The organism is Acinetobacter sp. ANC 4862 (assembly GCF_004336635.1).
Classification (GTDB): domain Bacteria; phylum Pseudomonadota; class Gammaproteobacteria; order Pseudomonadales; family Moraxellaceae; genus Acinetobacter.
In genome coordinates this window covers 16,054-42,370 of the sequence record NZ_SJXH01000029.1, presented here as the reverse complement: position 1 = coordinate 42,370, position 26,317 = coordinate 16,054, and the positions used below count along the sequence as shown (strand labels likewise).

At 39.9% G+C, this 26,317-nt stretch carries 24 protein-coding genes and 4 pseudogenes; 20 read left to right on the top strand and 8 right to left on the bottom strand.

All coding sequences use genetic code 11. The annotated features are described in order from the left end of the window. The 10 genes and pseudogenes from E0409_RS12295 to pgaD all read left to right on the top strand — a co-directional run. Positions 1–212: pseudogene (locus tag E0409_RS12295) on the top strand (IS4 family transposase); the annotation flags it as partial. 4 nt (positions 213–216) lie between these two features. Further along, positions 217–435: a hypothetical protein gene (locus E0409_RS12290; protein ID WP_252151814.1), complete on the top strand. Its 219-nt coding sequence runs from the start codon at positions 217–219 to the stop codon at positions 433–435. A gap of 213 nt (positions 436–648) precedes the next feature. Beyond that, entirely contained in the window at positions 649–1,680 is a 1,032-nt protein-coding gene (locus tag E0409_RS12285; RefSeq protein ID WP_131291284.1) for a CobW family GTP-binding protein, read from the top strand. Between the two features lie 42 nt (positions 1,681–1,722). Then, entirely contained in the window at positions 1,723–2,253 is a 531-nt protein-coding gene (locus tag E0409_RS12280; RefSeq protein WP_131291282.1) for a YaeQ family protein, read from the top strand. A gap of 239 nt (positions 2,254–2,492) precedes the next feature. Then, on the top strand, positions 2,493–2,693 hold the full coding sequence (locus E0409_RS12275) for a hypothetical protein (protein ID WP_131291280.1): 201 nt from the start codon (positions 2,493–2,495) through the stop codon (positions 2,691–2,693). A 104-nt stretch (positions 2,694–2,797) separates the two neighbouring features. Beyond that, positions 2,798–3,136 (top strand): FKBP-type peptidyl-prolyl cis-trans isomerase, encoded by a 339-nt coding sequence (locus E0409_RS12270; protein ID WP_067724328.1) that lies wholly within the window; start codon positions 2,798–2,800, stop codon positions 3,134–3,136. A 126-nt stretch (positions 3,137–3,262) separates the two neighbouring features. Beyond that, a complete protein-coding gene (locus tag E0409_RS12265; protein WP_131291278.1) occupies positions 3,263–5,137 on the top strand; it encodes a sensor domain-containing diguanylate cyclase in 1,875 nt (624 codons plus the stop codon). Positions 5,138–5,739: 602 nt separating this feature from the next. Next, positions 5,740–7,632: pseudogene (pgaB, locus tag E0409_RS12260) on the top strand (poly-beta-1,6-N-acetyl-D-glucosamine N-deacetylase PgaB); the annotation flags it as partial. A gap of 11 nt (positions 7,633–7,643) precedes the next feature. Continuing rightward, positions 7,644–8,936, top strand: coding sequence for a poly-beta-1,6-N-acetyl-D-glucosamine synthase (gene pgaC / locus E0409_RS12255; RefSeq protein WP_131291273.1), 1,293 nt, complete (start codon positions 7,644–7,646; stop codon positions 8,934–8,936). After that, a complete protein-coding gene (pgaD, locus tag E0409_RS12250; protein ID WP_131291271.1) occupies positions 8,926–9,339 on the top strand; it encodes a poly-beta-1,6-N-acetyl-D-glucosamine biosynthesis protein PgaD in 414 nt (137 codons plus the stop codon). The genes pgaC and pgaD overlap by 11 nt, the downstream gene beginning before the upstream one ends. A gap of 61 nt (positions 9,340–9,400) precedes the next feature. Here the strand turns inward: pgaD and E0409_RS12245 are convergent, their stop codons facing one another. Both E0409_RS12245 and E0409_RS16510 read right to left on the bottom strand, forming a co-directional pair. Next, entirely contained in the window at positions 9,401–10,363 is a 963-nt protein-coding gene (locus E0409_RS12245) for a DMT family transporter (RefSeq protein WP_131291269.1), read from the bottom strand. Between the two features lie 72 nt (positions 10,364–10,435). Then, positions 10,436–10,576 (bottom strand): hypothetical protein, encoded by a 141-nt coding sequence (locus tag E0409_RS16510; RefSeq protein WP_165541335.1) that lies wholly within the window; start codon positions 10,574–10,576, stop codon positions 10,436–10,438. A 121-nt stretch (positions 10,577–10,697) separates the two neighbouring features. On the opposite strand from E0409_RS16510, the gene E0409_RS12240 reads away from it, so the two are divergent. Then, a complete protein-coding gene (locus E0409_RS12240; RefSeq protein WP_131291267.1) occupies positions 10,698–11,180 on the top strand; it encodes a hypothetical protein in 483 nt (160 codons plus the stop codon). 60 nt (positions 11,181–11,240) lie between these two features. Here E0409_RS12240 and E0409_RS12235 read toward each other — a convergent pair. The 3 genes and pseudogenes from E0409_RS12235 to E0409_RS12225 form a co-directional block, all read right to left on the bottom strand. Further along, positions 11,241–11,805: pseudogene (locus E0409_RS12235) on the bottom strand (TetR/AcrR family transcriptional regulator). 4 nt (positions 11,806–11,809) lie between these two features. After that, a complete protein-coding gene (locus tag E0409_RS12230; protein ID WP_131291265.1) occupies positions 11,810–12,718 on the bottom strand; it encodes an alpha/beta hydrolase family protein in 909 nt (302 codons plus the stop codon). 57 nt (positions 12,719–12,775) lie between these two features. Next, positions 12,776–13,561 (bottom strand): crotonase/enoyl-CoA hydratase family protein, encoded by a 786-nt coding sequence (locus E0409_RS12225; RefSeq protein WP_131291263.1) that lies wholly within the window; start codon positions 13,559–13,561, stop codon positions 12,776–12,778. 220 nt (positions 13,562–13,781) lie between these two features. Between E0409_RS12225 and pnuC the strand changes: the two genes are divergently transcribed. The 3 genes from pnuC (at position 13,782) to E0409_RS12210 (ending at position 15,305) form a co-directional block, all read left to right on the top strand. After that, positions 13,782–14,366: a nicotinamide riboside transporter PnuC gene (gene pnuC / locus E0409_RS12220; RefSeq protein ID WP_131291286.1), complete on the top strand. Its 585-nt coding sequence runs from the start codon at positions 13,782–13,784 to the stop codon at positions 14,364–14,366. 33 nt (positions 14,367–14,399) lie between these two features. Further along, entirely contained in the window at positions 14,400–14,675 is a 276-nt protein-coding gene (locus E0409_RS12215; RefSeq protein ID WP_131291261.1) for a hypothetical protein, read from the top strand. A 132-nt stretch (positions 14,676–14,807) separates the two neighbouring features. Further along, positions 14,808–15,305 (top strand): DUF2505 family protein, encoded by a 498-nt coding sequence (locus tag E0409_RS12210; protein WP_131291259.1) that lies wholly within the window; start codon positions 14,808–14,810, stop codon positions 15,303–15,305. Between the two features lie 414 nt (positions 15,306–15,719). On the opposite strand, the gene E0409_RS16775 is transcribed toward E0409_RS12210, so the two are convergent. Beyond that, the gene (locus tag E0409_RS16775) at positions 15,720–15,923 is read right to left on the bottom strand and encodes an amino acid transport protein (protein ID WP_131291257.1); all 204 of its coding nucleotides are present in this window, start codon (positions 15,921–15,923) and stop codon (positions 15,720–15,722) included. A gap of 235 nt (positions 15,924–16,158) precedes the next feature. Here E0409_RS16775 and def point away from each other — a divergent pair. The 4 genes and pseudogenes from def to E0409_RS12185 all read left to right on the top strand — a co-directional run bounded on the left by def (position 16,159) and on the right by E0409_RS12185 (position 18,404). Further along, positions 16,159–16,638 (top strand): annotated as a pseudogene (def, locus tag E0409_RS12200) (peptide deformylase). A gap of 435 nt (positions 16,639–17,073) precedes the next feature. Beyond that, entirely contained in the window at positions 17,074–17,703 is a 630-nt protein-coding gene (locus E0409_RS16770) for a GGDEF domain-containing protein (RefSeq protein ID WP_252151815.1), read from the top strand. Continuing rightward, complete coding sequence (locus E0409_RS12190; protein ID WP_165541334.1) at positions 17,636–17,926, top strand: GGDEF domain-containing protein; 291 nt, start codon at positions 17,636–17,638, stop codon at positions 17,924–17,926. The genes E0409_RS16770 and E0409_RS12190 overlap by 68 nt, the downstream gene beginning before the upstream one ends. A 25-nt stretch (positions 17,927–17,951) precedes the next feature. Next, complete coding sequence (locus E0409_RS12185) at positions 17,952–18,404, top strand: hypothetical protein (RefSeq protein ID WP_131291251.1); 453 nt, start codon at positions 17,952–17,954, stop codon at positions 18,402–18,404. A gap of 164 nt (positions 18,405–18,568) precedes the next feature. Here E0409_RS12185 and dhaK read toward each other — a convergent pair whose 3' ends face one another. Further along, a complete protein-coding gene (dhaK, locus tag E0409_RS12180; protein ID WP_131291249.1) occupies positions 18,569–20,299 on the bottom strand; it encodes a dihydroxyacetone kinase subunit DhaK in 1,731 nt (576 codons plus the stop codon). Between the two features lie 274 nt (positions 20,300–20,573). On the opposite strand from dhaK, the gene E0409_RS12175 reads away from it, so the two are divergent. Together E0409_RS12175 and E0409_RS12170 are read left to right on the top strand one after the other, a co-directional pair. Further along, positions 20,574–20,936, top strand: a complete 363-nt coding sequence (locus E0409_RS12175) for an endonuclease domain-containing protein (RefSeq protein ID WP_131291247.1) — start codon at positions 20,574–20,576, stop codon at positions 20,934–20,936. Positions 20,937–21,214: 278 nt separating this feature from the next. After that, positions 21,215–22,429: an RES domain-containing protein gene (locus tag E0409_RS12170; protein ID WP_252151813.1), complete on the top strand. Its 1,215-nt coding sequence runs from the start codon at positions 21,215–21,217 to the stop codon at positions 22,427–22,429. 71 nt (positions 22,430–22,500) lie between these two features. Here the strand turns inward: E0409_RS12170 and metH are convergent, their stop codons facing one another. Further along, positions 22,501–26,193: a methionine synthase gene (gene metH / locus E0409_RS12165; protein ID WP_131291243.1), complete on the bottom strand. Its 3,693-nt coding sequence runs from the start codon at positions 26,191–26,193 to the stop codon at positions 22,501–22,503. Between the last annotated feature and the right edge of the window lie 124 nt (positions 26,194–26,317).

The following is a 26,317-nucleotide window of genomic DNA, read 5'->3' as shown; positions in this document are numbered from 1 at the left end:
GGAACGCAATTCAGACGCAAATTTGGATTGCCCTGATTGCCTATTTACTGGTGAGTTTTGCTCGGCATTTAGGACAAGAAGGCTGGACGGTTCAACGGTTACTAAGAATGATCCAAGTAAATCTGTTTGAGAGAAAAACCTTAAAAGCTTTATTCATGCCCGATAAAATACCGATAAAACAAAAGGAAGCTCAATTGAGCCTCCTTTTATGAAAAATTGTGGGACAGCAGTGACCTTGACCTTGCTTTTGCAGTAAAATTAAAGATAAGACCAATTATATCAATGCTCAATAATAGCAGTGATTTTCAACATATCTTAGATGGCAAAGATGCTAGTCAATATTCCAAAAGATTTAATGCAAAAATAGATTGGATTGGGGAATTAAAAGTTTGGGATGGTACTAACTTTGAAATTGAATTTAGACTTGATGATTAAGGTATGTTTATATTTGAAAATTTGGATAACGAATTAATTTCAACCGTATATAGCCAAATTTAATAACAATGCTGTGTAAGTCCTTTTAAATAGTGTGAATACGTTGCCATAGCTCAAGGAAGAAATTAAAGTGGAGAAATATGCAGATTTTTGAGGTGGGTAGTTCTCACTACTGCATTGATTGATTTCCACCAAATGAATAGCGAGTAAGTTTTGAAACTGATTTCTCCCACGCAAGCTGTCCCTACGCATATCATTTCTGGATTTTTAGGGGCTGGAAAAACCACCTTGCTCAAGCATTTACTCAGTCAAAAGCCAGAAAATGAAGTTTGGGCAGTGTTGATGAACGAGTTTGGACAAATTGGTGTTGATCAGCAGATGTTACCGCAAACTCAAGGTTATGAAGTTAAAGAACTATTGGGGGGGTGTCTTTGCTGTAGTAGTCAATTGCCCATGCAAATTGCTTTGTCGCGGTTATTGTCTGAAACTAAACCGGATCGATTATTTATCGAACCGACTGGTTTGGGACATCCTGCACAATTACTGGAACAACTCACTGAACCGCATTGGCAACAGAGTATTGCGATGCGGGCTTTAGTGACGGTAGTGGATGGCTCGCGTTTGCATGATGCGGATTGGAGCAAGCAAAATCTGTATGCAGATCAGTTAAAAGCTGCGCAGATTATTGTGGTTTCTCATGCAGATCGAATGGATTTCGCAGATGATCAGGCTTTAGCGGCATTGAAGACTGAATATCAAGCCTATCAACAGATCTGGCTGATGAGTGGACAGACTGAAATTTCGCTTGAGCAAATTGATCTACCGTATGTAGGCACTGAACGCAAGATTCAGCCCTTACTTAAAATTCAAAAAACATTTTCTACCGGGCAAAGTCTGCCTGAGATTAAACAATTGCCTTATCACTATGTCGAAACTGCGCAAGGCTATAGTGTGGCAGGTTGGAAGTTACCCAAGCGCTGGCAATTTGATTTTTATCTTTTATTGGATTTACTTTGTGAACAAAAGAATTGGCTGCGGATTAAAGCAATTTTTAATACCAATCAGGGCTGGAAAACCTTTAATTTTAATCCGGAGCAATTTAACTATCAGTCTTCAGAAGAGGGTATTGATAACCGTATTGAAATCATTGTGCAAGATCAGCGCGATTGGCGACACTTTGAAGATCAATTATTTCAATGTCAGCTGAATTTGGATGAAACGGATAAAACAACTCAGCAAAAGTAGTCCAAATCTTATATGCTAAGCGCCAAATTTGAGGACTTTTTTATGGCGCTTAAAGCAACGATTTATAAGGCTGATTTGAACATTGCCAATATGGATGATCATCAATATGCTGATTATCAATTGACGATGGCTTTACATCCCTCTGAAACCATTGAGCGCTTGATGGTGCGTATTTTGGCTTATGCGCGTTTTGCTGGTGAAGCTTTAGAATTTACCAAAGATCTGTTTGAAACTGATGAACCCGCTTTGTGGGAAAAAGACTTAACCGGTCAGCTGATCAAGTGGATTGAAGTGGGGAGTCCAGATGAAGATAAAGTCAAAAAAGCCAGCGCCCGTTGTAAGCAAGTTGCAGTGGTCACCTATGGTTCATCGGTTGATGAATGGTATAAGCGCAACAGCAAATTAAAAACCTTAAGTAATGTTCAAGTCTGGAAGCTTTCTACAGCAACCACAAATGCGCTACCACAATTATGCGAACGCACCATGCAGCTACAGTTAAATGTCATGGATGGTGAATGGACGCTGATTGGCGAGCATGCGCAAGTCGTGGTTGAATGGGAACAGTTACAGTAAATATAAGCAGGATGCGGGTTTTAGGCCTTGCATCCTGATCATAAAATTGCGGATACCTGAAAATAATAACAATGAGAGGGGTAGATATGCAGCCTGATTTTATCGTTTGCTTATAGCCCTAGGGATTGGTGCCATTATTGGTGCAGGCTATGAACTGTTAAGTCTATTTGTCACCTTGATTGTGCTGAGATCGTTCTTATTTTTCTGATCTATGTTCGAGCGTATAGAAGCCCTGAGTCATGCACGCACCTATCGAATGTCCTGATCAACGCAAGACTTTAGATCAATATGAAGATCTATTTAAGGCTTATGACATGAAGGTGGTTCACAGTGTGCACCATAAAACCGAACATCGAATGAGTCGATACTGGATTTTAATGGGTTCAGCTGAAAACTATAAAAAACTGACCGCTTGTTTACTCAACCATTCGAATATTTAAGAGCTGAGCTTTTAAATCTACACATTTTAAAGCATGAAGAATTCACCTGAATCCGGTTTATAATAGTCATTGAAAAATTTAGTATTCAGCTCAGGTAAATGATGATGACAAATGAATTAGAAATTATTGATTTAAAAGTGGGTGAAGGTAAAGAAGCTGTTAAAGGCGCGCTGATTACCACGCATTACACAGGCTGGCTGGAAGATGGAACCAAATTTGATTCCTCCATTGACCGTGGCAATTACTTTGAAACCGTGATTGGAACTGGTCGTGTAATTAAAGGTTGGGATCAGGGCATTATGGGGATGAAAGTCGGTGGTAAACGTAAATTACTGGTTCCTGCACATTTGGCATATGGCGAACGAAAAATGGGTAAAATCATTCCTGCGAACTCAAACCTGATTTTTGAAATTGAGTTATTCGACGTAAAAACTCGCGATTAAAACTTATTAATTCTGATGAATAAACATCCTGCAAGATACAAGGATAGATCTTGCAAATAGATGAAAAATTGTTTGAGTTTTATTTTTTTATCGCTACATTCAGTAATAGCTAAGCGTAATTTAAGGATGATTCGCTTTTTGGATAAGAGCCATAATTTAATACATTTTTTTAAGTTTTTTCTTTTGATCTGTTTATGCGTATTCGCCTGGCAAAAACCTGTATGGGCACAATATCGTGCTGCGCCTGAATCTTCTTCCTTACAGCAAAAATTATTAAATGAAGTTCAATTTACGGAAAAGAGTACCAGCCTACTGAAGGGCGTATGGCAGTATTATCCTGAGCAATTTATCACTCAACCCAGTTCTGTTTTAAAATCTGAAACGGTGAATTTACCGATTTCCTTTAAACAGCTCACCGGCACCAATCAAACCTACGGTACTTTTATCGGCCATTTTAAAATTCCTAAAGAATATATTGGGCGCCGTATCGCTATTTTTATTCCCAATCAATATGGCGCTTACCGTCTGTATTTGAATGGAGATTTCGTGCTGCGTTTAGGTGAAATTGGTAAAGATACAAAAACTCATCTCACAGAAAATGCACCTCGAATTGCCTTTATGGTTGTCAATAAAGAATATTTTACCCTGACCATTCAAGCCTCAAATTTTGATCCTTTACATGGTGGATTAGAAAATCCGATGCGGATTGGTATTGCGAAAACCATTACTCGACAGTTTGAACAGTTGATGATGAGTATTGGTTTGGTTTGTGGTGCAGTATTGGGCGTCGGCATATTTACCTTAATGTTTTCAGTTTTTCAAGGAAAGATTGGGTGCAGCAGTATTCGGGTATTTGTGTTTGGTATTTTTATTTTATTCTTGGCCTTACATAATTTATTTTCTGCACCTTATGCCTATACGGTATTTACAGATATTAGCTGGATATGGGGAAGACGATTAGAGTTTCTATTTACTTATTTTGCCGTGGTATTTTTTCTGAGTTATATGATTTTACTCAACCAGCGCTATTTACATCCAATTGTTTATTTTGTAGCAATGCTGGTGCTTGGAATAGATATTGTTGTAACTGTATTTACTCTCCCTGAAATTTTTGAACGTTTGGCATTTTATAGTTCACTATTGAGCGTAGCTGTAATTTTGAATTTTGCCTATGGCTTTTATCTGACTCTAAAAACCAAAGAGCAATATTCTACGATTAATTTATGGGCGGTGATCTTATTATGCGTTACTTTCATCCATGACTTTTTATTGACGCTCAATTTAATTGAGTCCTTTAATCTCTCATTTATCTCTACCAGTTTTTATGCATTGTTGGTTATGTTCCAGCAGTCAAAAAATTATGCTCAGCATACTCATCATATCGAGCAATTAAATAATAATTTACTTGAACTGAATAGCTCTTTAGACCAAAAAGTACAAGAGCGAACTTTACAGTTACATCAGCTCAATGAGCAGTTAGAATTACAAATTCAAGTTGATGCATTGACAGGAGCATTTAACCGTCGTGCATTAAATAGTGAAATTCAGCGTTTATTTACCCTGACAAAAAACCACAGTAATAGCACCTTGGCATTTGCCATGTTAGATGTGGATTATTTTAAAAATTATAATGATTACTATGGGCATTTAAAGGGCGATGTGATTTTGCAAGATTTGGTTAAAATTATACAACAGGCCTTACCACCTTCAGCTTATGTGGCACGCTATGGGGGAGAGGAGTTTGCGATTATTTTGCATAATGTTCCCAGTGAAGTGGTTTTAAAGGTATTGCAACAGGTTTTAAATGCAGTCAGACAAGCACAATTGCAACATTTAAATAGACCCGACCAAAAACAATATGTGACCTTAAGCATGGGGGTCGCATGGATGGATCGAAATCATCCATATGCTGATATTCACGAACTTATGAAAGCAGCCGATGTTCAGCTTTATGCAGCTAAAGGCGCCGGCCGAGACCAGTACCAAGCACTTCAAGCTTAGTGATTTAAGTAAGGAAGGCTGACTAAAGCAGTTGGCATTTAATTCGATACGATGCGTATGTAAGTTTCAAAGCCATTTTTTTGATAAAACCTTCATTATAGAATCTACTTTTAATTGATCTTTTCTCAGCAAATTTGCATACGACTTTCACATCGCTGATGCGCTTTAACACCCGATTGAATACCCGTAGGAATGACCTGAATCATGTCGCGGGGATATCTGGAAGATCTTTAATTTTTGCAGCTCTAATCAGCATAGTTTTTATAAATTTAAGCAATTTATTTAAATGCACTTACCTTGCTGAAAAAACAGACATATTGGTGTTTTTTTAAAACTTTTATTTCTAATTCATGCGTATTTTTAAGATTCATTTCAGTTTGATTTGATAAAAAGGCAAGTTGAAATAACTGAATGCCATACATCAGGAAAGGCAAGAACCACATTTTATTGATGGAAAATGTGTGATATTCAGAGAATAAAATGATTTTTTGAGCACCATATTAATGACTACTCGCTTGCTTTCAACATTGCTCTCCACGTCTCTTTCTGCAGTTTTGTGGCAGATTCCCCATTTAGCCTGGAGTCAAAAGCCAGCGCATAATCCGACACTGACCGTGATTGGTTATCATGAAATTATCAACACTGAAAATGCACTTATTCCTGAATATGCAGTGAGTAGCACCCAATTTCAGCAACATATCGATTGGCTGAAAAAAAATGGTTTTCACTTTATTAATGTCGACCAACTCATCCAGGCTCATCAAGGGAAATATAGCCTACCGACAAAACCGGTTTTATTGACGGTGGATGATGGTTATGCCTCTTTTTATAAAAATGCCTATCCGATTGTTAAAGCGAATAAAATTCCTGTGGTTTTGGCGGTGGTCGGTTCATGGTTAGAACCCAAAGAAGATCAAAGCATTGATTTTTCAGGTGAGCAGATTCAGCGTAAAGACATGCTGTCCTGGTCAGAATTGAAAGAGATGCAAGATAGTGGTTTAGTGGAAATTGCCAGTCATAGTTATAATTTGCATCGCGGTATTGTAGGCAATCCACAAGGCAATCTGGAACCTGCTGCTGTCACACGCTTATATGATGCTAAATCTGCGAGCTATGAAGATGATAGCCACTATCAGCAGCGTATTTCCAATGATTTAAAACAGAATAACCAATTGCTGATTGCGCACGGTTTGAAATCACCACGGGTAATGGTCTGGCCTTATGGTCACTATAATATGCAAACCGTGAAAATTGCCAAACAACTGGGGATGCCGGTTGCCATCAGTCTGGATGATGGTGCGGATTCGGCGAAAAGTTCACTGGGTCAGCTCAATCGTATTTTGATTGAAGGCAATATGACCACAACGGATTTAGCGCGAGAAATTCAAAATCGTCAGCAACATTTGGGCGACAATAACCGTCCGCAAAAAATCATGCATATCGATCTAGATTACATTTACGACAAAGATCCGATTCAACAAGAACGTAACCTCGATCATCTACTGGACCGGATTGTGGCGATGAAAGTGAATACCGTGTATTTACAGGCCTTTTCCGATCCTGATGCCAACGGCTCGGCAGATATGGTGTATTTCCCCAATCATTATTTACCGATGCGCGCAGACCTGTTTAACCGTGTCGCCTGGCAAATTCAGACCCGAACCCAAGTGGGGCGTGTCTACGCGTGGATGCCATTATTGGCATGGGAATTACCTAAAAATAATCCGGTGTCTAAAGATGTGGTTGAAACCCAGCAAAAGGAAGATTCAGAGCATCTGAATATGGGCTATCGCCGTTTAAGTCCATTTTCACCCGATGCACGAAAAACTATTAGCGGGATTTATCAAGACCTGGCCAAGTCTGTGCCTTTTAACGGTATTTTATTCCATGACGATACCACTTTATCTGACTATGAAGATGCCAGTCCCGAAGCTTTGAAAGCTTATGCGGCTATTGGTTTGCCGACCGATTTAGCCGAAATTCGTAGCAATGATGCCGAGCTGCAAAAATGGACGGCTTATAAAACCAAGTACATTGATGACTTTGCATTGCAACTGGCACAACAAGTCCGTCAGTATCATCCTTTTTTACTCACCGCACGAAATTTATATGCGCAAGTTGCGCTGAAACCGTATGCGGAAAATTGGTATTCACAGTCTTTAGAACAGTCTATCAATCGTTATGATTTCACTGCCATCATGGCGATGCCCTATATGGAACAAGCCCCGAATAGTGATGTTTTTTATCGAGATATTGTCAATCGCGTGAAGCAGTTTCCACAGGGAATCAAAAAAACGGTCTTTGAATTGCAGGCAGTGAACTGGCGAAGCAATCAAAAGGTTCCCTCAGATGAAATGGCAAGCACCATTCAATCTTTATATCAACAAGGTGCAATGCACGTGGCTTACTATCCCGATGATCCGATTCAAGATCATCCCAATGCGCAAGTGTTACGCCAGGCCTTTGATTTGAAATCAAGCAAACTTGTTCCTTAAAGGAATTTTATATGTCAACGCTGCAGCACTTTTGGCATTCTGCTTTGCACTTTGTCTTTTATTATCCATTGTTTATGTCGTATTTATGGATGATGGGTGCACTGATTTTCTATTGGAAAGAGCGACAGGATCCACCATATCAACAGCCTGAAGCACTGCCTTATTATCCTAAGGTGGCAGTGCTGGTGCCTTGTTTTAATGAAGGGGATAACGCTGAAGAAACCTTAACGCATGCTCTGGCACTGGATTATCCAAACTTTGAAGTGATTGCGATTAATGATGGTAGTTCAGACAACACTGCAGCAGTGTTAGACCGTTTGGCTGCACAGCATGAAAAGTTACGGGTGGTACATTTGGCGCAAAATCAGGGCAAAGCCATGGCATTGCAAGCAGGAAGCTTGCTGACGGATGCGGAATATTTGCTTGGCATCGATGGTGATGCCTTGCTTGATCCGCATGCAGCTACATGGATGTTACGCCATTTTCTGGAAGATGAAACCGTTGCTGCAGTTACCGGTAATCCACGGATTCGTACCCGTTCCACCTTAATTGGTCGTATTCAGGTCGGAGAATTTTCCTCTATTGTGGGCATGATCAAACGTGCGCAACGCAGTTTTGGTCGACTGTTTACGGTTTCTGGCGTGATCACTGCATTTCGTAAAAGTGCGGTGCATGAGGTGGGTTATTGGTCACCTGATATGCTGACTGAAGATATTGATATCACCTGGAAGCTGCAACGTGCGGGCTGGAATATTCACTTTGAACCGAATGCCTTGGTCTGGATTTTAATGCCAGAAACTTTTAATGGTTTGTGGAAACAGCGGCTGCGTTGGGCGATGGGTGGGGCACAAGTGCTGATTAAAAATATCGACGTGCTGTTCAAACCGAAACTGAATTTTTTATGGCCATTACTGTTTGAATTGATCCTGACGTTGGTCTGGTCTTATTTAATGCTGTTTATGGCCATTATTTGGATCATTCACTTTATCGTTCCGCTTGGAATCAGTGGCACGAGTTCACCATTTTTGCCTTATGGAACAGGCATGCTATTAGGGGCAACCTGTTTACTTCAGTTTGCAATCAGTAAATGGATGGATAGTCGTTATGAACCGGGACTCGGTAAAAATTACTTCTGGATGATCTGGTATCCGTTTGTATTCTGGTTAATTACGCTGTCTGCCAGTATTGTGGCATTTCCAAAAGTGTTGTTGCGTCGTGACGGTAAGCGCGCACGCTGGGTGAGTCCGGACCGGGGCATGCGCAATTCAACTGTCCATAATGAGAGCATCAGCCATGAAAAGTAATTCTTTAATTATTGATTTACGCCGTTTATTGCCTTGGCATAAACGCTATGCATCTAATACTTCTACCGCGATGATGTGGGCAGTATGGTTATTTTTATGGCGTCCATTGTTAATTGTAATTGGTGTAGTCAGTCTGCAAAAACAACATGTCATTCATCAACTGTTTTCAGCTTTTGGTTTGGGGATTGAACATGGTGTGAGTGCATTATTGGCATGTGTGGTTGCATTATTATTGTGGTCGAATTTTATTCCTGCAAAAACAGTAAAGCCAAGTTCTGCCAAAAATATCTCGGATTATGAACAGCATTTTGATTTAGCTATTCAAGACATTGAACAGGGGCGTCAACAAAAAGTCAGTGTGATCCATCATGATGATCACGGTAAAATCATTCGGATCGAATAATGAAACGCTGTTTGAGTTAAAGATTTTAAAAATCCCGAGTGAATATCACACCCGGGATTTTTTATTTGATTGATGTCGTTATACGGATGGAATAAGAATATAAAGATAATCCCACACATATTAAAAACAGTCCAAGAATTAAATCTGCGCCTAAAGTTTCATGATTGAGCCATGTTCCCCACAGCGTGGCGAGTACAGGCGTCATAATCGTGATCAGCATCAGTGTGGTTGGATTAACGGTGTTGAGTAATTGATAATAAAAAATCATCGCCAGTACCGATGAAAATAAAGCGCTATAAATCAGTGCAACACCGGTTTGCAATGAAGGGAAATCTGAGGGCAGATCTGACCAGAAAAAAGGCAGTAAAGCACAATAGCCTAGCCATGACACCAGTGTCGCACCAGTCATTTGACTGATTGGATGGATGTTGGCAGCCACACCACGAACTGCAAATGCAGACAGTACATAAAGCATCATGGCGATGACTTCTAAAGCTATCCCGAGATAATTCAGGCGTATGTTTTGCGAACTTAAGCCCAGAGCAAAATACAGACCGAGCATGCCCATCATTAAACCTGTGTATTGATAAACACTCAACTTTTCACTTTTAAAAATGCAGGTCGCCAGCAAGCCGGATATGAATGGGGCAATGCCGTAGATGATTGAAATTATGGAAGATGGAACTTTTGATGCACCCATATAGCAAAAGGTCATGGACGCAAACAAGCCCAGTGCGCCTGCCGCATAGCTGAGTAAAGCTTGCGGGTGCAAGGGCAGTTTGACTTTAAAATAAGCCAGACAGACTAAGGCGATGGGAATCGCCAAGCTAAATCGGATAAATAAGCCCCACGCCCAGTGAATTTCATGCACTGTCCAAACGGCTGCCAATGGGGTCAGTGACCAGATCAGCACCACAGTAACAAATTGACCGGCTGTAGCGAAGCGTGAGGATCGGGTAAAAGAAGCTACAACCGGCTCGGACAGTGGCGAGGGGAAGTCATTTTTATTCGATGGAAGGTTCATTATTTATTTCCTTATTTTCAGGCATTAAAAAAGGTCGCTGTTGAGGCGACCTTTAGATATTTATTTTAGTGATTATTCAAAGAAATGATCACGGTACATATTCCAAGACACCTCATGCAAAAAGTTCACACGTCGTGAAGCGGCTTTGTTGACTTGAATGTCCAAAGCGAGCCAGATCAGAAGCGGGTATTGAGGATATGGAATAGGGAACATGAAAGAAAAAGTCTCCGAATGAACATTTTTTATAGCATATAAATTTAAAAATTGTATGATTTTTATTCAAATTGTTTTATAAATATAAAGATAACAATTATTTACTCGTGAGAGTGTAGCTATGATAAAAATACTCTTGTGGTTGTGTCTTTTCATTGTGTTTATTGGGCTTTGGAAAGTCATTTTTAAATTTCAGATCAATCAACATTTTCAGCAATTCAAAATCAAGCAGTTAGCAGATTTAGATAAACAAGCCGCTATATCAACAAAGCCATTATCTGCCCATGAAGCACGTATCGATGAAGTGGAGGAATACGAACAACAATTATTTGATGATATCTGCCAAATATTTTTTGAGCGCGAACTGGCTGAACGAAATTTGAGTCAGGCGATTGTGGTTCAAGAAGATGTATTAAGAAAAATGCCAGCCAAAACCCAAACCCAGATTCGTAAACTGGATTTGGCGGAATGGTCTATTTACTGGACTTTCTATGATCAGTCTCTGGAATATTATGTGGGACGTTATGGGGTGTTTTATACTCATGTCGACCGTTTTGGGGATGAGCATAAATTTGAAATGAAAGATGCACATAGCCACGTTTGATTAAAGTGATTCTCTTGAGTGCTAAATACTTTTAGCTAAAGGATGAAAAGCTATACATCTTTATACCGTTTGTAGTTGTTTTAAAATGCGTTGCTTCACTTGATCAAGATAGAATGGATCATCATTCAGGCGATACATTAAAATCGCCCTTTCATAATCGGCTAAACTTTGTTTGGCTAAAATTTTGGCTTCATTTTCTGTAAGCTGTATTTTAAATAATCGATAGAATGCTATTTCCCAATCCTGAAAAATAGCGCGAATTTTTTCTAAAACCTCGGCAGAGTGATATCGGGCTTCAATAGAAATAATACCGATTAGACAACCTTTGACTCCATAACTAAAGAACTGTACCGCTCGTTGATGTAGATGCTCAAAGTGTTGGGCGGCAGACATTTCAGGATTTTCAATCAGTTTAAATAAATACGTATTTAAGTATTGCTGGATCAGTTCCAATACATCCATGATATAAAGCTTCTTTACTCGGATAGTAATAGTAAAAAGAGGTTTTGCTGAGTCCACAGGCTTTGGCCAGCATTTCCATACTGGTGCCTGCATAACCCTGTGTCTTAAATTGTAAGGCGCATAAGTTAAGAATTTGCTCTCGGCTGAGTTTCTGTGGACGCATTTTTTTAATCTCTATCCGTTTTTTGAGCCAGTAAATCATCAAAGCTGTATAGAAGCTCATCCCATATTTTTTCCGCACCTTTACGGAAATAGCCCATATGCCCAATCTGTTTAAGAGCATAATCTTGCGCTGCAATATCAATAAATTGCATCGGAGCTTGGCTGTAATATTGCATAAAGGCATGCCGTGAATTGGGTAAAGCCCAGTCGTCATCCAGTGCAGATACTGCATAAATGGGCGTTTTGACTTGTGCATATTGCTCAATCAACGCGTGCTGTTCAGGGTCGGCAAAGAAATAGGTCGGATTTTTACACCATTTTCGCCACTGTTTATAAACGTCAATCGGTAAATCTGAGCCCATATTCAGTTTGCTCCAAGGCAAATAGCCTTTTAGAGCAACCATCGGCGGGAAGATAATATTCCAGATCACCTGAACTTTGATCTTTTCTTTCAACGGCATATAGCCATGCCAGCCTGCACCTGTGCCAAAACAGTACATGGCAGTCACTTTATGATGATTGGGTGCCAGACCGAGTGCTTGCCCACCATAAGAATGTCCGACCATAAACAGCGGGATTTGATCTTGTGCCAGATAGTCAATCGCTCCAGCAAGATCCAAAGCACCCCAATCTAAATAAGACATCTTAAAACCTTTTAAATTTTGCGGTGCAGACTGTCCCACGCCACGATAATCAAAGCTTAAAACCTGATAGCCAAACTGGGTCATATATTCGGCAAAGTGCCGATAGAAGGCTTGTGGAACACCAGTGGCACTGGACAATACAATATTGGCTTTTAGGTCATGTCTAGGTGTGTAAAGTGTTCCAATAAGGGGATAACCATCGGTTGCCATGAATGATTGGGTACGGACGCTAAAGTGATTATTTTGTGGCTTCTGATTTAAATACGGCATAGCAAACTCGTTTTTATTGGATTTAGATTATTAAGCTTTGGATGATTTACTTTTAAATTATTGACCTTTAAATTCGGGCGCACGTCGTTGCAGCATCGCCATGACACCTTCCTGAACATCTTGGGTTTTTAACAGCGGGGTAAGGTGTTGCTGTAAATTGGAAAATGCTGTTTCTGCACCATGTTCAGCAGCTTCTTTGGCTGAAGCAAGTGTCGCCTGTACTGCAAGTGGTGCAGCTTGAGCAATCCGTTCAGCCAGTTCAATGGCTCGTTTGAGGGGAGCTTCAGTGGTAATTTCATTGATCAGGTTTAAGTCCAGCGCGGTTTGGGCATCGAATGCATCACCCGTGAGCAAGTAGCGCATGGCTTTAGCCCAGCCTGCCGCTTGTACAAAACGCACCGTTGCACCGCCAAATGGTAGGATACCGCGTTGCACTTCCATTTGTGCAAATTGGCTATTGTCCTGAGCAATCACAATATCGGCATTCAGCATCAGCTCGATCCCTGCGGTATAGCAATAGCCTTGTACTGCAACAATTACCGGTTTTTTTTGCTGACGTCCACTGGTTCCCCATGGATTAATCTGTTGTTCATCGTAGCTAAATATGCCACTACTCAGCTTAGGTTGTAGTTCGACTAAATCTAAGCCCGCGGTAAAGTGAGCTCCATGCGCGAAGATCACGGCACAGCGTAACTCGGGATGATCTTCATATTCGGTTAAGGCCAATGATAAGTCATGAATCAGATGGCTATCAAAGGCATTTCGTTTTTCAGCACGGTCGAGTCCAATCAAGAACAGAGATCCGCGAATTTCCCGGCTGACTTTTCCTTGTTGTTGGGACATTTTTATTCTTCCAATGCGATCATTTTTTATATTCTTAAACGGTCGTTAGAAAACTGTCAAATCTGGGCAATCTATTTTCAATTTGCATTGACGTTACAGATCGTAGTTGGAAACAACTATGGTGTCCGTCAGATTGTGTAGCTGGATTGGTACAATTTATCTTGCGTTCAGCGCTATTTTTCCCATAATAGCAGCACTCTTTACCTGTCTGTTTATTGCTATGTCACCTTTAGAAATTGTTGCGGTCATTATCAGTCTTATTGGGGTGACATTGACCATTAAACGCAATATGTGGTGTTGGTGGTTTAATTTCGCAGCCTTTGTTTTATATGCTTATTTATTTTATGAATTTAAGCTGTATGGCGAAACCATCTTGCAGTTCTTCTTTATGGTGGTGAACTTTTATGGTTTCTATCACTGGTTGAAGGGCAAACAGCAAGATCATGAAATTCGGATTGAACCGATTGCCAAAAAAATCGTGATTTTCCAAATGTCACTTGCAGCAGTGGGCGGTTTAATTTTTGGGTTAACTTTAAAAAATTTTACCGATGCTGCGGTGCCGATGCTGGATTCACAACTGGCGGCTTTTAGTTTACTGGCTACCTATTGGACCAGCCGTAAACATATTGCCACCTGGGTGTTGTGGGTTTTCGTCGATATCATTTATGTCGGCATGTTTATTTATAAAGACTTATTCCTGACTGCGGGTTTATATGCCGCCTTTGTTGGTTTGGCCGCTTTTGGCTGGTGGCAGTGGGAACAGGTGAAAAAGAAACAGGCAATCACACATTTTAAGGGTGTATAAATATCTTTTTATAGCGCACTTGGACTGACCTCTATGCTGATTGATTTCATTCAACATCAATTGAAGCAATTTGATGAAATGGCAGCACGGATTCAAGCTGCGCCTGAAGATTATATTAACTTCGATTCAGTCTCTGATTTTTATAAGGCTGAATGGTTGAATGATTTTCCAAGAGGCACCACGTGGGCAGCGACAGGGCTGGATGATGGTGCTGAACAATTCTATGCGATCATTGAATATAGAAACCATTTCCTCAGTATTTCCTGTTCCGAGCAAATTGAAATACGTTATGGCGTACATGGTCAATAGTTCGGTATAGATGGTCAATGACAGCATCACTAAAATTCAATTAAATAAAAAGCGACAAAATGCCCTAGATCAGTGATGATCAAATGGTTTATAAGTATTCAAAACGACCAATAAAAAACAAAGGATAGAAAAATGGCACATCGTTTTACTGTAAATTCTACAATTCAGGGAGTTTCAATTGATGAATTTAAACGGCTTGCATCAGATACAGCTTTGCACGAAGCAGTATGCAGACGTATTCCAGGTGAAAAATTAGAAATTATTGAATCTAAGATTCAGGGCGATACCTATACTTTACGCCGTGCATATAATTTAGATGTGAAGATTCCGGATATCGCAAAAAAATTAATTAAAGATGCTTTCCGTTTGAAGCGTACCGATATCACCAATTTAGAAGCTTTAACTTCGACTATAGAATTGGGTGCGAATCTGCCTTTACATGCGAACTGTGAACGTTCAGTAACAGGGGACGATCTGCAGATTCACATTACCTTAAATTGGCAGGTTAAGATTAAAGTCCCTTTGATTGCAGGCATGCTAGAAAAACATGCTGAAGGGGAAATTCGTAAATTCAGTGATCTGGAGATCCAGATTGTTGAAGATGAATTAAAGAAAAACTGCTCTGCTTAATAATAAAAAAGCATTTAATGAAGTAATGCCAGTCATTTAAGAAATTGACTGGCATTTTTTATTTTGAATTCATCCTGTTATTTGATACGCGGAAACGTCATTCGCAACTGTACTTTAATGAAGAGCTTTTTCTTTTATTGTTCTTTTATTAATGATTAATCTTGCACTGGATTGTGCGGTGTCGAAATTGCAGATGCTGCTAAATTCTGTTTTTCAAATTTGGCTCTATAAAGCATTGCAGTAAAGAACGAGACCAGGCACACCACCCAAATGTAATACATTGCGCCAATAGCGCGTGTACAAATAGTGCTAAAGTTTTGATTTGAATCAATTGCTATCTATATGAAAAATCATTCTTTTTTCTGAGTACGACAACTTAAATTTATGAATGATGACTGGTGATCTGTATGGATATTAGAGTCTTACAAAGTAAGGCAAAATAGAGATGATGATACCGGTGGTTGTTAGCATTACGGTATTTTCTACAAAATAGGGGAAGATCATCAGTACTAAGCCACAAATCAAGGGCATAGTGAATTTTTGCTTTTTCCCATATAGAAAATAGCCTAAGCCTATTGAGCTAAAAAGAACACCAAGAAGAAGTTGGGCTGTAGTCATTATTTTATATTTATAAAGGATTTGAGCTAATTATAACCAAGTAAAATTAAAATAGGCTTAAAAGATTTTACTTAAGGATCGCAAACCTTGATCTGCAGGAAAGGTGAAATACAAGGATTAAAATTGCATATGAGAGATATGTTTTTAGCGTTAAGATTTATACAGAATCTGTGATTTAAAACAGTATTGGATTTGGCTTTATATCTCAGGCTATATCTAACACGGGAATGAATTTATGAGTACCATTTTACCTGTAGCACAGCGTGGTGAAGCCATTTTGACCTTAGCAGCGGCTGAGGTGGCAAAGTCTGAACTGAATAGTGAATGGTTAAATCAACTCGCTGTAGCCATGCATGACACCATGACGGAACGAAATGGTGTAGGTATTGTCGCCCCTCAGGTTTATGTCTCTAAACGAGTGATTATTGTCGCTTAACGTCCTAACCTGCGTTATCCAGATGCACCTGAAATGGATGCAGTGGTGATGGTGAACCCTGAAATTTTAGAAAGGTCTGAAGCAACTGTTCTGGGAGAAGAGGGGTGTTTAAGTGTTCCGGATGAACGTGGGCAAGTGGCACGGGCGGAAACGGTTAAAGTGCGTTATTTAACGCTGCAAGGTGAACAAATAGAAACGGTCTATACGGGTTTTCCTGCAAGGATTGTGCAGCATGAAGTGGATCATTTGGATGGAGTGTTGTTTATTCAGCGGATATAAGTCTAAATTGTTTAATTTTTGTGCTATAAATATAAAGCAATAAAAATTTTAGAAATTATAAATATAGTAATTAAGTCTATGAACTTGTTTAGAAAAATACAGACACTGATTTTTCATTATTGGGGCAGATTTAGGTTTCATATACTCGAATCTGATAATTTAATTATTAACTGGCCTAATTTTGATAAAGGGGTATTGCTCCTGATTTTTGGGGCATTTTGTCAGGTCAGTGCAATTAAATGGTATCTGGTCAGCTATTTCTCTGCTGAAAATGCTGTCTGGATCAATGCGGACTTTTTTTTCATCCGTATTATCAGTGTGTTTATCACTTTAATCATTTTTATCACTATAGTTGGGTTTAGCTTCAGATATAAAAGAAATAAAAAATTCCGGAGATTTATTTCTTATTTTTCACCCATGTTTTTTGGCGCCACCATGATTTATGCGGGCTATACCGTCGGTATTTATAGCCCCGCCACCATTGCAGGATTTGTCAATATTGTCCTGATTGGCTTGGTATTTTATTCACGAAAAATTATTTATAGTATTGCGATTCCTGCTCTTATTTTTATCGTCATTATTAGTTACTTAACTTTTAATGGGGTGATTCGTTACGCGCCTGTGTTTAGTGATGCACTTACGAATGGCGCGTTTTATCATAATGAATTCTGGATCGGAAGTATGGCGGAAGTTTATCTGCCGATCTTGCTGGTTTCGATTTTGTTTTTTGAAATTTTACTTTCACAATGGCGTCGGCGTGAAAGAAATATTAAAAGAATGAGCCAAACTGATGTGCTGACGAATGTGTTTAATCGTCGTTATATTGGCGAACAACTCACAGCTTTAGAACGCAAGAAAAAAACGGCTTATGCGGTAATTTTACTGGATTTGGATCATTTCAAACTCATTAATGACCAATATGGCCATGAAGTTGGAGATATGGTTTTGCAACGCGTTGCTACCATTTTATCTACCATTACACGGGAACAGGATATCGTTGGGCGTTTTGGGGGGGGAAGAATTTATTCTGATTTTAAAAGAACAAAATTTACAGCAAGCGATTGAGATTGCAGAACGTTGTCGTAAAATAATTGAGCAGGAAGAAATTCAGTTAGAAACAAAAAAGATTTTAAAAATGAGTGCAAGTTTTGGGGTAGCACTCTCTCAAAGCACTTTAAATAAAGAACAGACCATTCGTATGGCAGATCGGGCCTTATATTTGGCTAAACGGCAGGGCAGAAATCAGGTAAGAAACTATCTGGAGTTAAACTTAGACCCTGCTATTTAAAGATGGATTTCTTGGGATTGCTGTCATGGAACAAATCCAATTTTCTTTGGGTCGAGATGCTGTCCAATTTGATGTTAATGGACAGCCGTTTAAAGTTGCTAAAGGTTTAAATGATATCCAGTCAGAAAATATTCGATATAAAAAGTTAGATGCTTTGGCTTTAGAAAATATGATTTATAGGGTTGAGGAAATACTGGAACAGCTTAAATTTGATTATAAAATTCAGCGGGTAGCGGACACTTCTGATGAATTTATGCAACAGTTATCAGAACTTTTCTTTAACAATGAAACAGTCATAGACCGAATAAAGCTTGAACATGCCTTTAATGAACTTGTAGAACATACCGAATATTATGTACAGCAGCTTAGTAGTGAGCATTTTTATCTATTTGTGTATTTCATTTTTATACGGGAAATGATGCACCATTGGAATGTGGTGGAAATAAGAGTGGGCAAATTAGCAAAAGTATTTCATTAAAAATAACCTCTTCCTTGCGGCGCAATATTCCTCATCTTTTTGATGGAAAGGTAATCCCCTGATTAAAGTTAGGTGTACATTGAATTAGAACAGGAATAAAAAAAGCACCGGAATTCAATCCAGTGCTTTTTGATAGAGGCTTTTCAATGGATGCTTTTCAAGAATTATTTAATATGTTCTGCAATATCGGTAAAGATCACACCTAAACCATGCGCACCTGCATCAGGATAGCCCAAGCTACGGTCACCGACTGTACCTGCACGACCCATACGCGCTACGATGTCTTTGGTGGATTCGGCACCTTGAACGGCAGTTTGTGCACCTAAGATAAAGTTTTCTTTAAAGGTTTTATCTGTATTTGCAGACCACGAATCGGCACAAGGAATCAATGCATCGATTAGGGTTTTGTCGCCAACCACAGCACCACGACCAAATGAGCGTTCACCTGTGGTTTGAATGCCTTTTACCGCATCTTGCAGCATCGTCGCAAAATCGGTAACTGAAAGCGTTTTTTTGCCTTTAATCGACTTACTTGCTGAGCGGAAGGCTGAACCCCAAATCGGACCTGAAGCCCCACCACAATGTTCCATAATAATCATAGAGCAGTTGAGTAAAAAGTCATCCATGTGTTCAGCTTGCAAAAGCTCGTTCCATTGACGTTTGAGCTGTTTAAAGCCTTTGGCAACACTCATACCGAAGTCACCATCACCCGCATGGGCATCCAGCTCACAAAATGGCACTTCGTTTTTAATAATGCAGGCACTCATTACGTCAACCACATAGCGCATATTGTGAATGGTAAATTGTTCATTCACAATTTCAGCGTGTTCTGCATGGGTTTCAACATCTACATTTAATGCACGTTCTGCTGTTGAATCATTGGTCGAAAATTCAATGGCTAAGGCAGCGGAACCATCCATTTTAAAGGTAGGAGTGTTGGCAGGTGCATCTAAATAGGTTTTGAGTTCATCATCTAATGCTAATAACGAAATGGATGCGCCTGCCATATCGATACTGGTCATATAGTTACCGACAAAGGTACGGTAAATCTTAATCCCTTTTTTCGCTAACTGTTGGCACACGTCTTGGTTGAACAGATACAGTTCTTGTGTCGGTGTTGCACCAAAACCGTTAATGAGTACCGCAACTTCGGTTAAATTAGGACGATCGAGGAATAGATCATCGACAATTCGTTGCGCCAATTCATTGGAAGGTAGGATTTTTTCACGACGGATGCCCGGTTCACCGTGAATGCCTACACCATATTCCATTTCATCATCAGCCAATGTAAAGGTGGGTGTTCCTTTGGCAGGTACGGTACATGAATTAAAGGCAAAACCTAAGCTGGTGACATTGTCCGCTGCTTTTTGCGCGATTTCTTTGACACGTGCCAAGTCATAACCTTTTGATGCAGCTGCTCCAGCGATTTTATGCACGAATACCGTACCGGCAACGCCACGACGGCCTACAGTGTATAAGCTGTCTTTGACTGCAATATCATCGGCAACTTTCACGTAATCGACTTTAATGCCATCTTCATGAGCAAGGACAGCACCATTCTGGAAATTCATCATATCGCCAGAATAGTTTTTGATGATCATCAGTACGCCTTTCTCAGTCGCAACTTGTTGCAAGGCTTTATAGACCTGAATTTGCGACGGGGATGCAAAGACATCACCGCAAATCGCAGCATCCAGCATGCCTTGTCCCACAAATCCGGCATGTGCAGGCTCATGACCGCTGCCACCGCCACTGATTAAAGCCACGTTTTGGTGTTTTTCTTTACGTGAAATAATTTTAGATGATTCATTGAATGCGAGTTCTGGGTGTGCCAGAACAAAACCTTTGCACATTTCGACAACGATGTTTTCAGCACCGTTCATTAATTTTTTCATTGAAACACCAATAGTTATGAATTTGGGAGATAAATTTATGGATCTATTATTATTGAAAGTAGCGAATTTTGCAGACTTAAAACTGTAAGAATGAGCAATTTGGAACTAATGGGTTAGAAAAGGGGCGATTATTGGGTACACTTTTAATAGATTAAATCCCTCCCGACCTCCCTTTGAAAAAGGGAGGAGCTGTCATGTAACTTATTTGAACACATGAAATCCCCCTCTTTTTTAAAGAGGGGTTAGGGGAGATTAAAAATAAAAGAGAATAAAAATGAAACCCTACAATAAGAACTTAAAACAAGCCTCACGCGATTTACGCAATAACATGACAGAAGCTGAGAAGCTGCTTTGGGCACGGCTGCGCGGCAAGCAAATTTTAGGTTTGCAGTTCTACAGGCAGAAACCAATTTTAAATTACGTCGTGGACTTTTACTGTCCCGCAGCGAATTTAGTGATTGAGTGTGATGGTGGGCAACATTTTACGGATGAAGGTTTAGAAGCTGATCGAATAAGGGATCAAAGATTGACTGAGTTGGGTCTAACTGTATTGAGGTTTGATAATGGTCAGGTTTTGGGCGAGATTGATGATGTGGTAGAAAGGATCAATCAAAGTTGCTTGAAAGAATCCCCCTAAATCCCCCTTTGATAAAGGAAGCTTACCAAGAATTTGATAACAGTAATTATTTTTAAAAATTTTACTCTTTTAAAGTGGTAATTTTTTATGAAAATTAATAAAAATAAATAATTGTAATTTAATAATTTTTTATCAAAAGATTAGTGGGGTTGGTGTAAGTGTTACTTTGTAAAAATTGTATTGAGAAGAAATTACCTCCATACACATATAGTAATGAAAATTTTGAAAGTCAATTTTGTGAAAAATGTCAAAGTGAACATCTGCATTTGGATTATGGGATGTTTAAAAACAAATTATTTGATGTGGTATCAACTAATTATAAATTTTTAAGTGATCTACCAGATAGAGCAGGTTGGTTTTTTGAGGCGCATGATGAGGATGGGGTAAGTGATTTTTATAACTTTATAGAGTCACTCGAACTATGCGAAGAGTTAACGGAAAAATTAGCAGAGGATGGCGAAGAGAAATTTGGTGATGAATTATTAGTACTTTACGATGATTCCTTAGAAGAATATGAAGGCTGTAACAAAGAATTTGAATGGGAGAGCATTCAGAAAAGCTTTAAACATGAATTTAGATTCTTTAACTCGAAATTGATGGATTTTTTAGATCATACATTCGCATACTTGCTAGATAGCCAAAATATCAATCAATCACTTTTGAATATTATCACACCAAATTCAATTTTATATCGTGGGAGAAGTTTCGATAGCTTTAAAGGTCTACTGAAAGAAATTAATGAAGATAATTTAGCAATTGAATTTGAAACAGAAAATGAAGTAATAGCAAAAAATATTAGAGATAAATTTGGATTAGTGCCTTCGTTTTTAGCTAGTGATCAACGAATGACACCTTTTGGTATATCCGCTCTTTATTTGTCCACAGATAAAATGGCTTGCGTGGCTGAAATTAGAGCTTTAGTAGGGCAATATGTTGGCATTGCTCAATTCTGTAATAGAGAAGAACTAATACTATTAAATCTAAATAAATTGGCAAATGGTTTGTATCCTCATCATTTAGATGAAAACTATATAGAAAAATTGGATGTTTATATATTTTTTAAAAAATTAATCGCAAGTGTGTCCAAGCCAAAGCTTGAAAGTGGGAAATTTGATTATTTGATAAGCCAGTACTTTTTTGAATATCTAAGAGTTAAATTTGGTGCTCAGATTCATGGAATTTATTTAAAATCAGTTCAGTTGCCTTCTGCTGATAATATTATTCTATTTCCAGAAGTTACTAATCAAGGAATTGATAGATCTTTTTCAACAGGTAACAATAAGGTGTATTTTTCTTGGAATAAAGATTCAAGATATGGGTTAAGCATTTCACAAGTTAAATCAATTGCTATTACTACTGAGATTGAATACATATCTCATCCAAGATTGAGAGAGTCAACTGATTGGATTTATCCCTCCCAGGAGGAGCTGTCACATAATTCAATGGATACGCGAAAATTCCCCTCTTTTCAAAGAAGGGTTAGGGGAGATTAAGAAATAAAAAGCCCTCATTAAGAGGGCTTTTTTACTCCCTTTTTTTTCAAAGGAGGGTTGAGGAGGATGATTTAAATATCTATCGAATCATCTAAGTTTGGCATTAACCAACGCTTCGCTTCATCCATCGACCAGCCTTTACGCTCTGCATAACTGTCCAGCTGATCCTGCGCAATCTTACCGACATTAAAGTATTCAGACTGCGGGTTGCTGTAATAGAAGCCGCTGACACTTGAAGGTGGCCACATTGCAAAACTAGAAGTCAGTTCGGTACCAATGGCATTGGTTGAATCTAACCAGTTAAATAAGGTCGCTTTTTCAGAGTGTTCAGGGCAAGCAGGGTAACCCGGTGCAGGACGAATCCCGACATACTTCTCTTTAATCAGCTCATCATTCGACAACTGTTCAGAAGCTTGATAACCCCAGAACTCTTTACGAATACGCTCATGCAAATGCTCAGCAAAAGCTTCTGCAAAACGGTCACCTAAAGACTGTGCCAAAATTGCAGAGTAGTCATCGCCTTTAGCTTTATATTCATGCGCCAATTCTTCCGCACCAAAAATTGATACCGTGAAACCACCCAAGTAATCTTCAAGCTTGGCATCTTCAGGTGCAATAAAATCTGCCAATGAGAAGTTCGGTTTACCTGAAACTTTGTCAGACTGCTGACGGGTATGTTCAAATTTGTGCGTTGCAGTTTGATTTTCATCGTAAATCGAAACGGTATCTGCACCGGTACGTTTTGCAGGAGCAAGGCTGAATACGGCACGTGCGTCAAAACGTTTGTTTTCTACAATATCTTTTAACATGATTTGCGCTTGTTCATACAAATCAGTTGCCGCTTCACCGACCACTTCATCCGTCAGAATCGCAGGGAACTTGCCCGCCAAACTCCATGAAATAAAGAATGGTGTCCAGTCAAAATACGGCACCAATGTTTCAAGCGGGTAATTTTTCAGAACTTGCTGACCCAACACATTTGGCTTAGGTGGTACATAGTTCGCCCAGTCAATTTTCACGCCATTTGCAATTGAAGCTTCATAAGACAGTTTTGCCGCTTTGGGTTGCTTGTTGGCAATACGCTCACGAACTTTGGCATATTCTTCACGGTAACCTTTAATGAACTCAGGTTTCATTTCAGGTGAAAGCAGGGAAGTTGCAACACCGACTGCACGTGAAGCATCGGCCACATAAATCACCGCATCATTTGAATATTGCGGGTCAATCTTCACTGCGGTATGTGCTTTAGAAGTCGTCGCACCACCAATCATGAGCGGTACATGGAAACCTTTACGCTGCATTTCTTTGGCAACAAAGACCATTTCGTCTAATGATGGTGTAATCAAACCGGACAAACCAATAATATCGACTTTTTCATCAATCGCGGTTTGCAGGATTTTTTCCGCAGGTACCATTACGCCAAGGTCAACAATGTCATAACCGTTACAGCCCAGTACCACGCCCACAATATTTTTACCAATATCATGTACGTCGCCTTTAACCGTCGCCATCAGGATTTTCCCTTTGGTCTGACCTTCGGTTTTTTCCGCTTCAATGTACGGGTTCAACCAAGCCACGGCTTGTTTCATTACGCGTGCCGATTTTACAACCTGCGGCAGGAACATTTTACCTGCACCGAACAAGTCGCCGACCACGTTCATGCCGGACATCAACGGCCCTTCAATCACATCTAAAGGACGGGCAGCTTTTAAGCGTGCTTCTTCAGTGTCGATATCAATATACGCAGTAATACCTTTAACCAATGCATACTCAAGACGTTTTTCAACAGACTCTTCACGCCATTCAAGGTTTTCGGCTTCGCGCTGCGCACCGCCTTTGCCACGGTATTGTTCAGCAACTTCAAGCAATTTTTCAGTGGCATCCTGACCGCTTTCACCTTGGTTTTGGTTCAGAACAACGTCTTCAACCGCAGCTTTTAATTCAGCAGGGATGTCATCATAAATTGCCAACTGACCTGCATTCACAATCCCCATGGTCATGCCTTGTTGAATGGCATGATAAAGGAACACGGCATGAATGGCTTCACGAACTGGTTCGTTACCACGGAAAGAGAACGATACGTTGGATACACCACCAGAAATCATGGCGTGCGGAAGGTTCTGTTTAATCCAGCCCGTCGCTTCAATGAAATCGACTGCGTAGTTGTTGTGTTCTTCAATACCTGTAGCAATGGCAAACACGTTTGGATCGAAAATGATGTCTTCAGCAGGGAAGCCGACTTCATTGACCAAAATATCATACGAACGTTTGCAGATTTCACGCTTACGTGCCGCTGTGTCGGCCTGACCATCTTCGTCAAACGCCATGACAATGACTGCAGCACCATACTGGCGGCAAAGGCGCGCTTTTCCGACAAACTCGTCATAACCTTCTTTTAAGGAAATAGAGTTGACCACGGCTTTACCTTGTACGCATTTCAAGCCGGCTTCAATAATTTCCCATTTTGATGAGTCAATCATAAGCGGTACGCGAGAAATATCCGGTTCAGAGGCAATCAGATTCAGGAATTTCACCATTGCTGCTTGCGAGTCCAGCATGCCTTCATCCATGTTGATGTCGACAATCTGTGCGCCACCTTGCACTTGATCCAAAGCCACTTCCAAAGCTTCGGTATAGTTTTCTTCACGAATCAAGCGGGCGAATTTTTTTGAACCGGTTACGTTGGTACGTTCACCGACGTTTACAAACAAGGAATCTTTGGTGATGTTAAATGGTTCTAAACCTGAAAGACGGCAAGCCGGTTCAATCTCAGGAATCTGACGCGGTTTAATGTCTTTGACTGCATTATAAATGGCACGGATATGATCTGGAGTGGTACCACAGCAACCACCGGTAATATTGATTAAGCCGCTTTCTGCAAATTCTTTAAGGAATGCTGCAGTTTGTTCAGGGGTTTCATCATAACCACCAAATGCATTTGGTAAACCTGCATTGGGATGCGCGGAAATAAAGACATCAGCGACATCACCCACAGTTTTGACGTGTGGACGCATCGCATCTGCACCCAAGGCACAGTTAAAACCAACTGAAAGCAAATCACCATGACGAACCGAGTTCCAGAACGCTTCAGCAGTTTGACCAGTTAAGGTACGACCTGAAGCATCGGTAATGGTACCGGAAATCATCAACGGCAATTCATAACCTAACTGGTTAAATACTTCTTTCACTGCAAAAATCGCAGCTTTACAGTTCAGTGTATCGAATACCGTTTCAATCAGCAGAATATCGGCACCACCTTCAATTAAGGCATGTGCAGCTTCAATATAATTTTCTTTTAATTCATCAAAAGTAATGTTACGAAATGCCGGGTCATTTACATTCGGTGAGATCGAACAGGTACGAGATGTCGGTCCAAGCACACCGGCAACAAAACGTGGTTTGTCTGGTGTTGAATATTTTTTACATGCTTCTTTGGCAATACGCGCAGCTTCGAAGTTGATTTCGTGAACCAAGTCTTCCATGTGGTAGTCAGACATCGAAACACGTGTGCCATTGAAGCTGTTGGTTTCAATAATGTCTGCACCGGCATCCAGGTAAGCTTCATGAATGCCTTGAATAATCTGCGGTTGAGTGAGGACTAAAAGGTCATTGTTGCCTTTTAAGTCAGATGCCCAGTCAGCAAAACGCTCACCACGATAATCCGCTTCTTCCAGTTTATGGCGTTGAATCATGGTACCCATGGCACCGTCAATAATCAGGATGCGTTTGGCGAGAAGCTCTTTCAGGGTGGCAAGCGTGGACATAAATAACCCCAATCCGATGGAATACAAAATGGGCATTATTTTAACAGAATTAGACTGCATTTGAGGAATATTCAGCCGACTTCGTTAAGCACTGCTTAAAATAAGCCCATTTGTGCCGAATTTT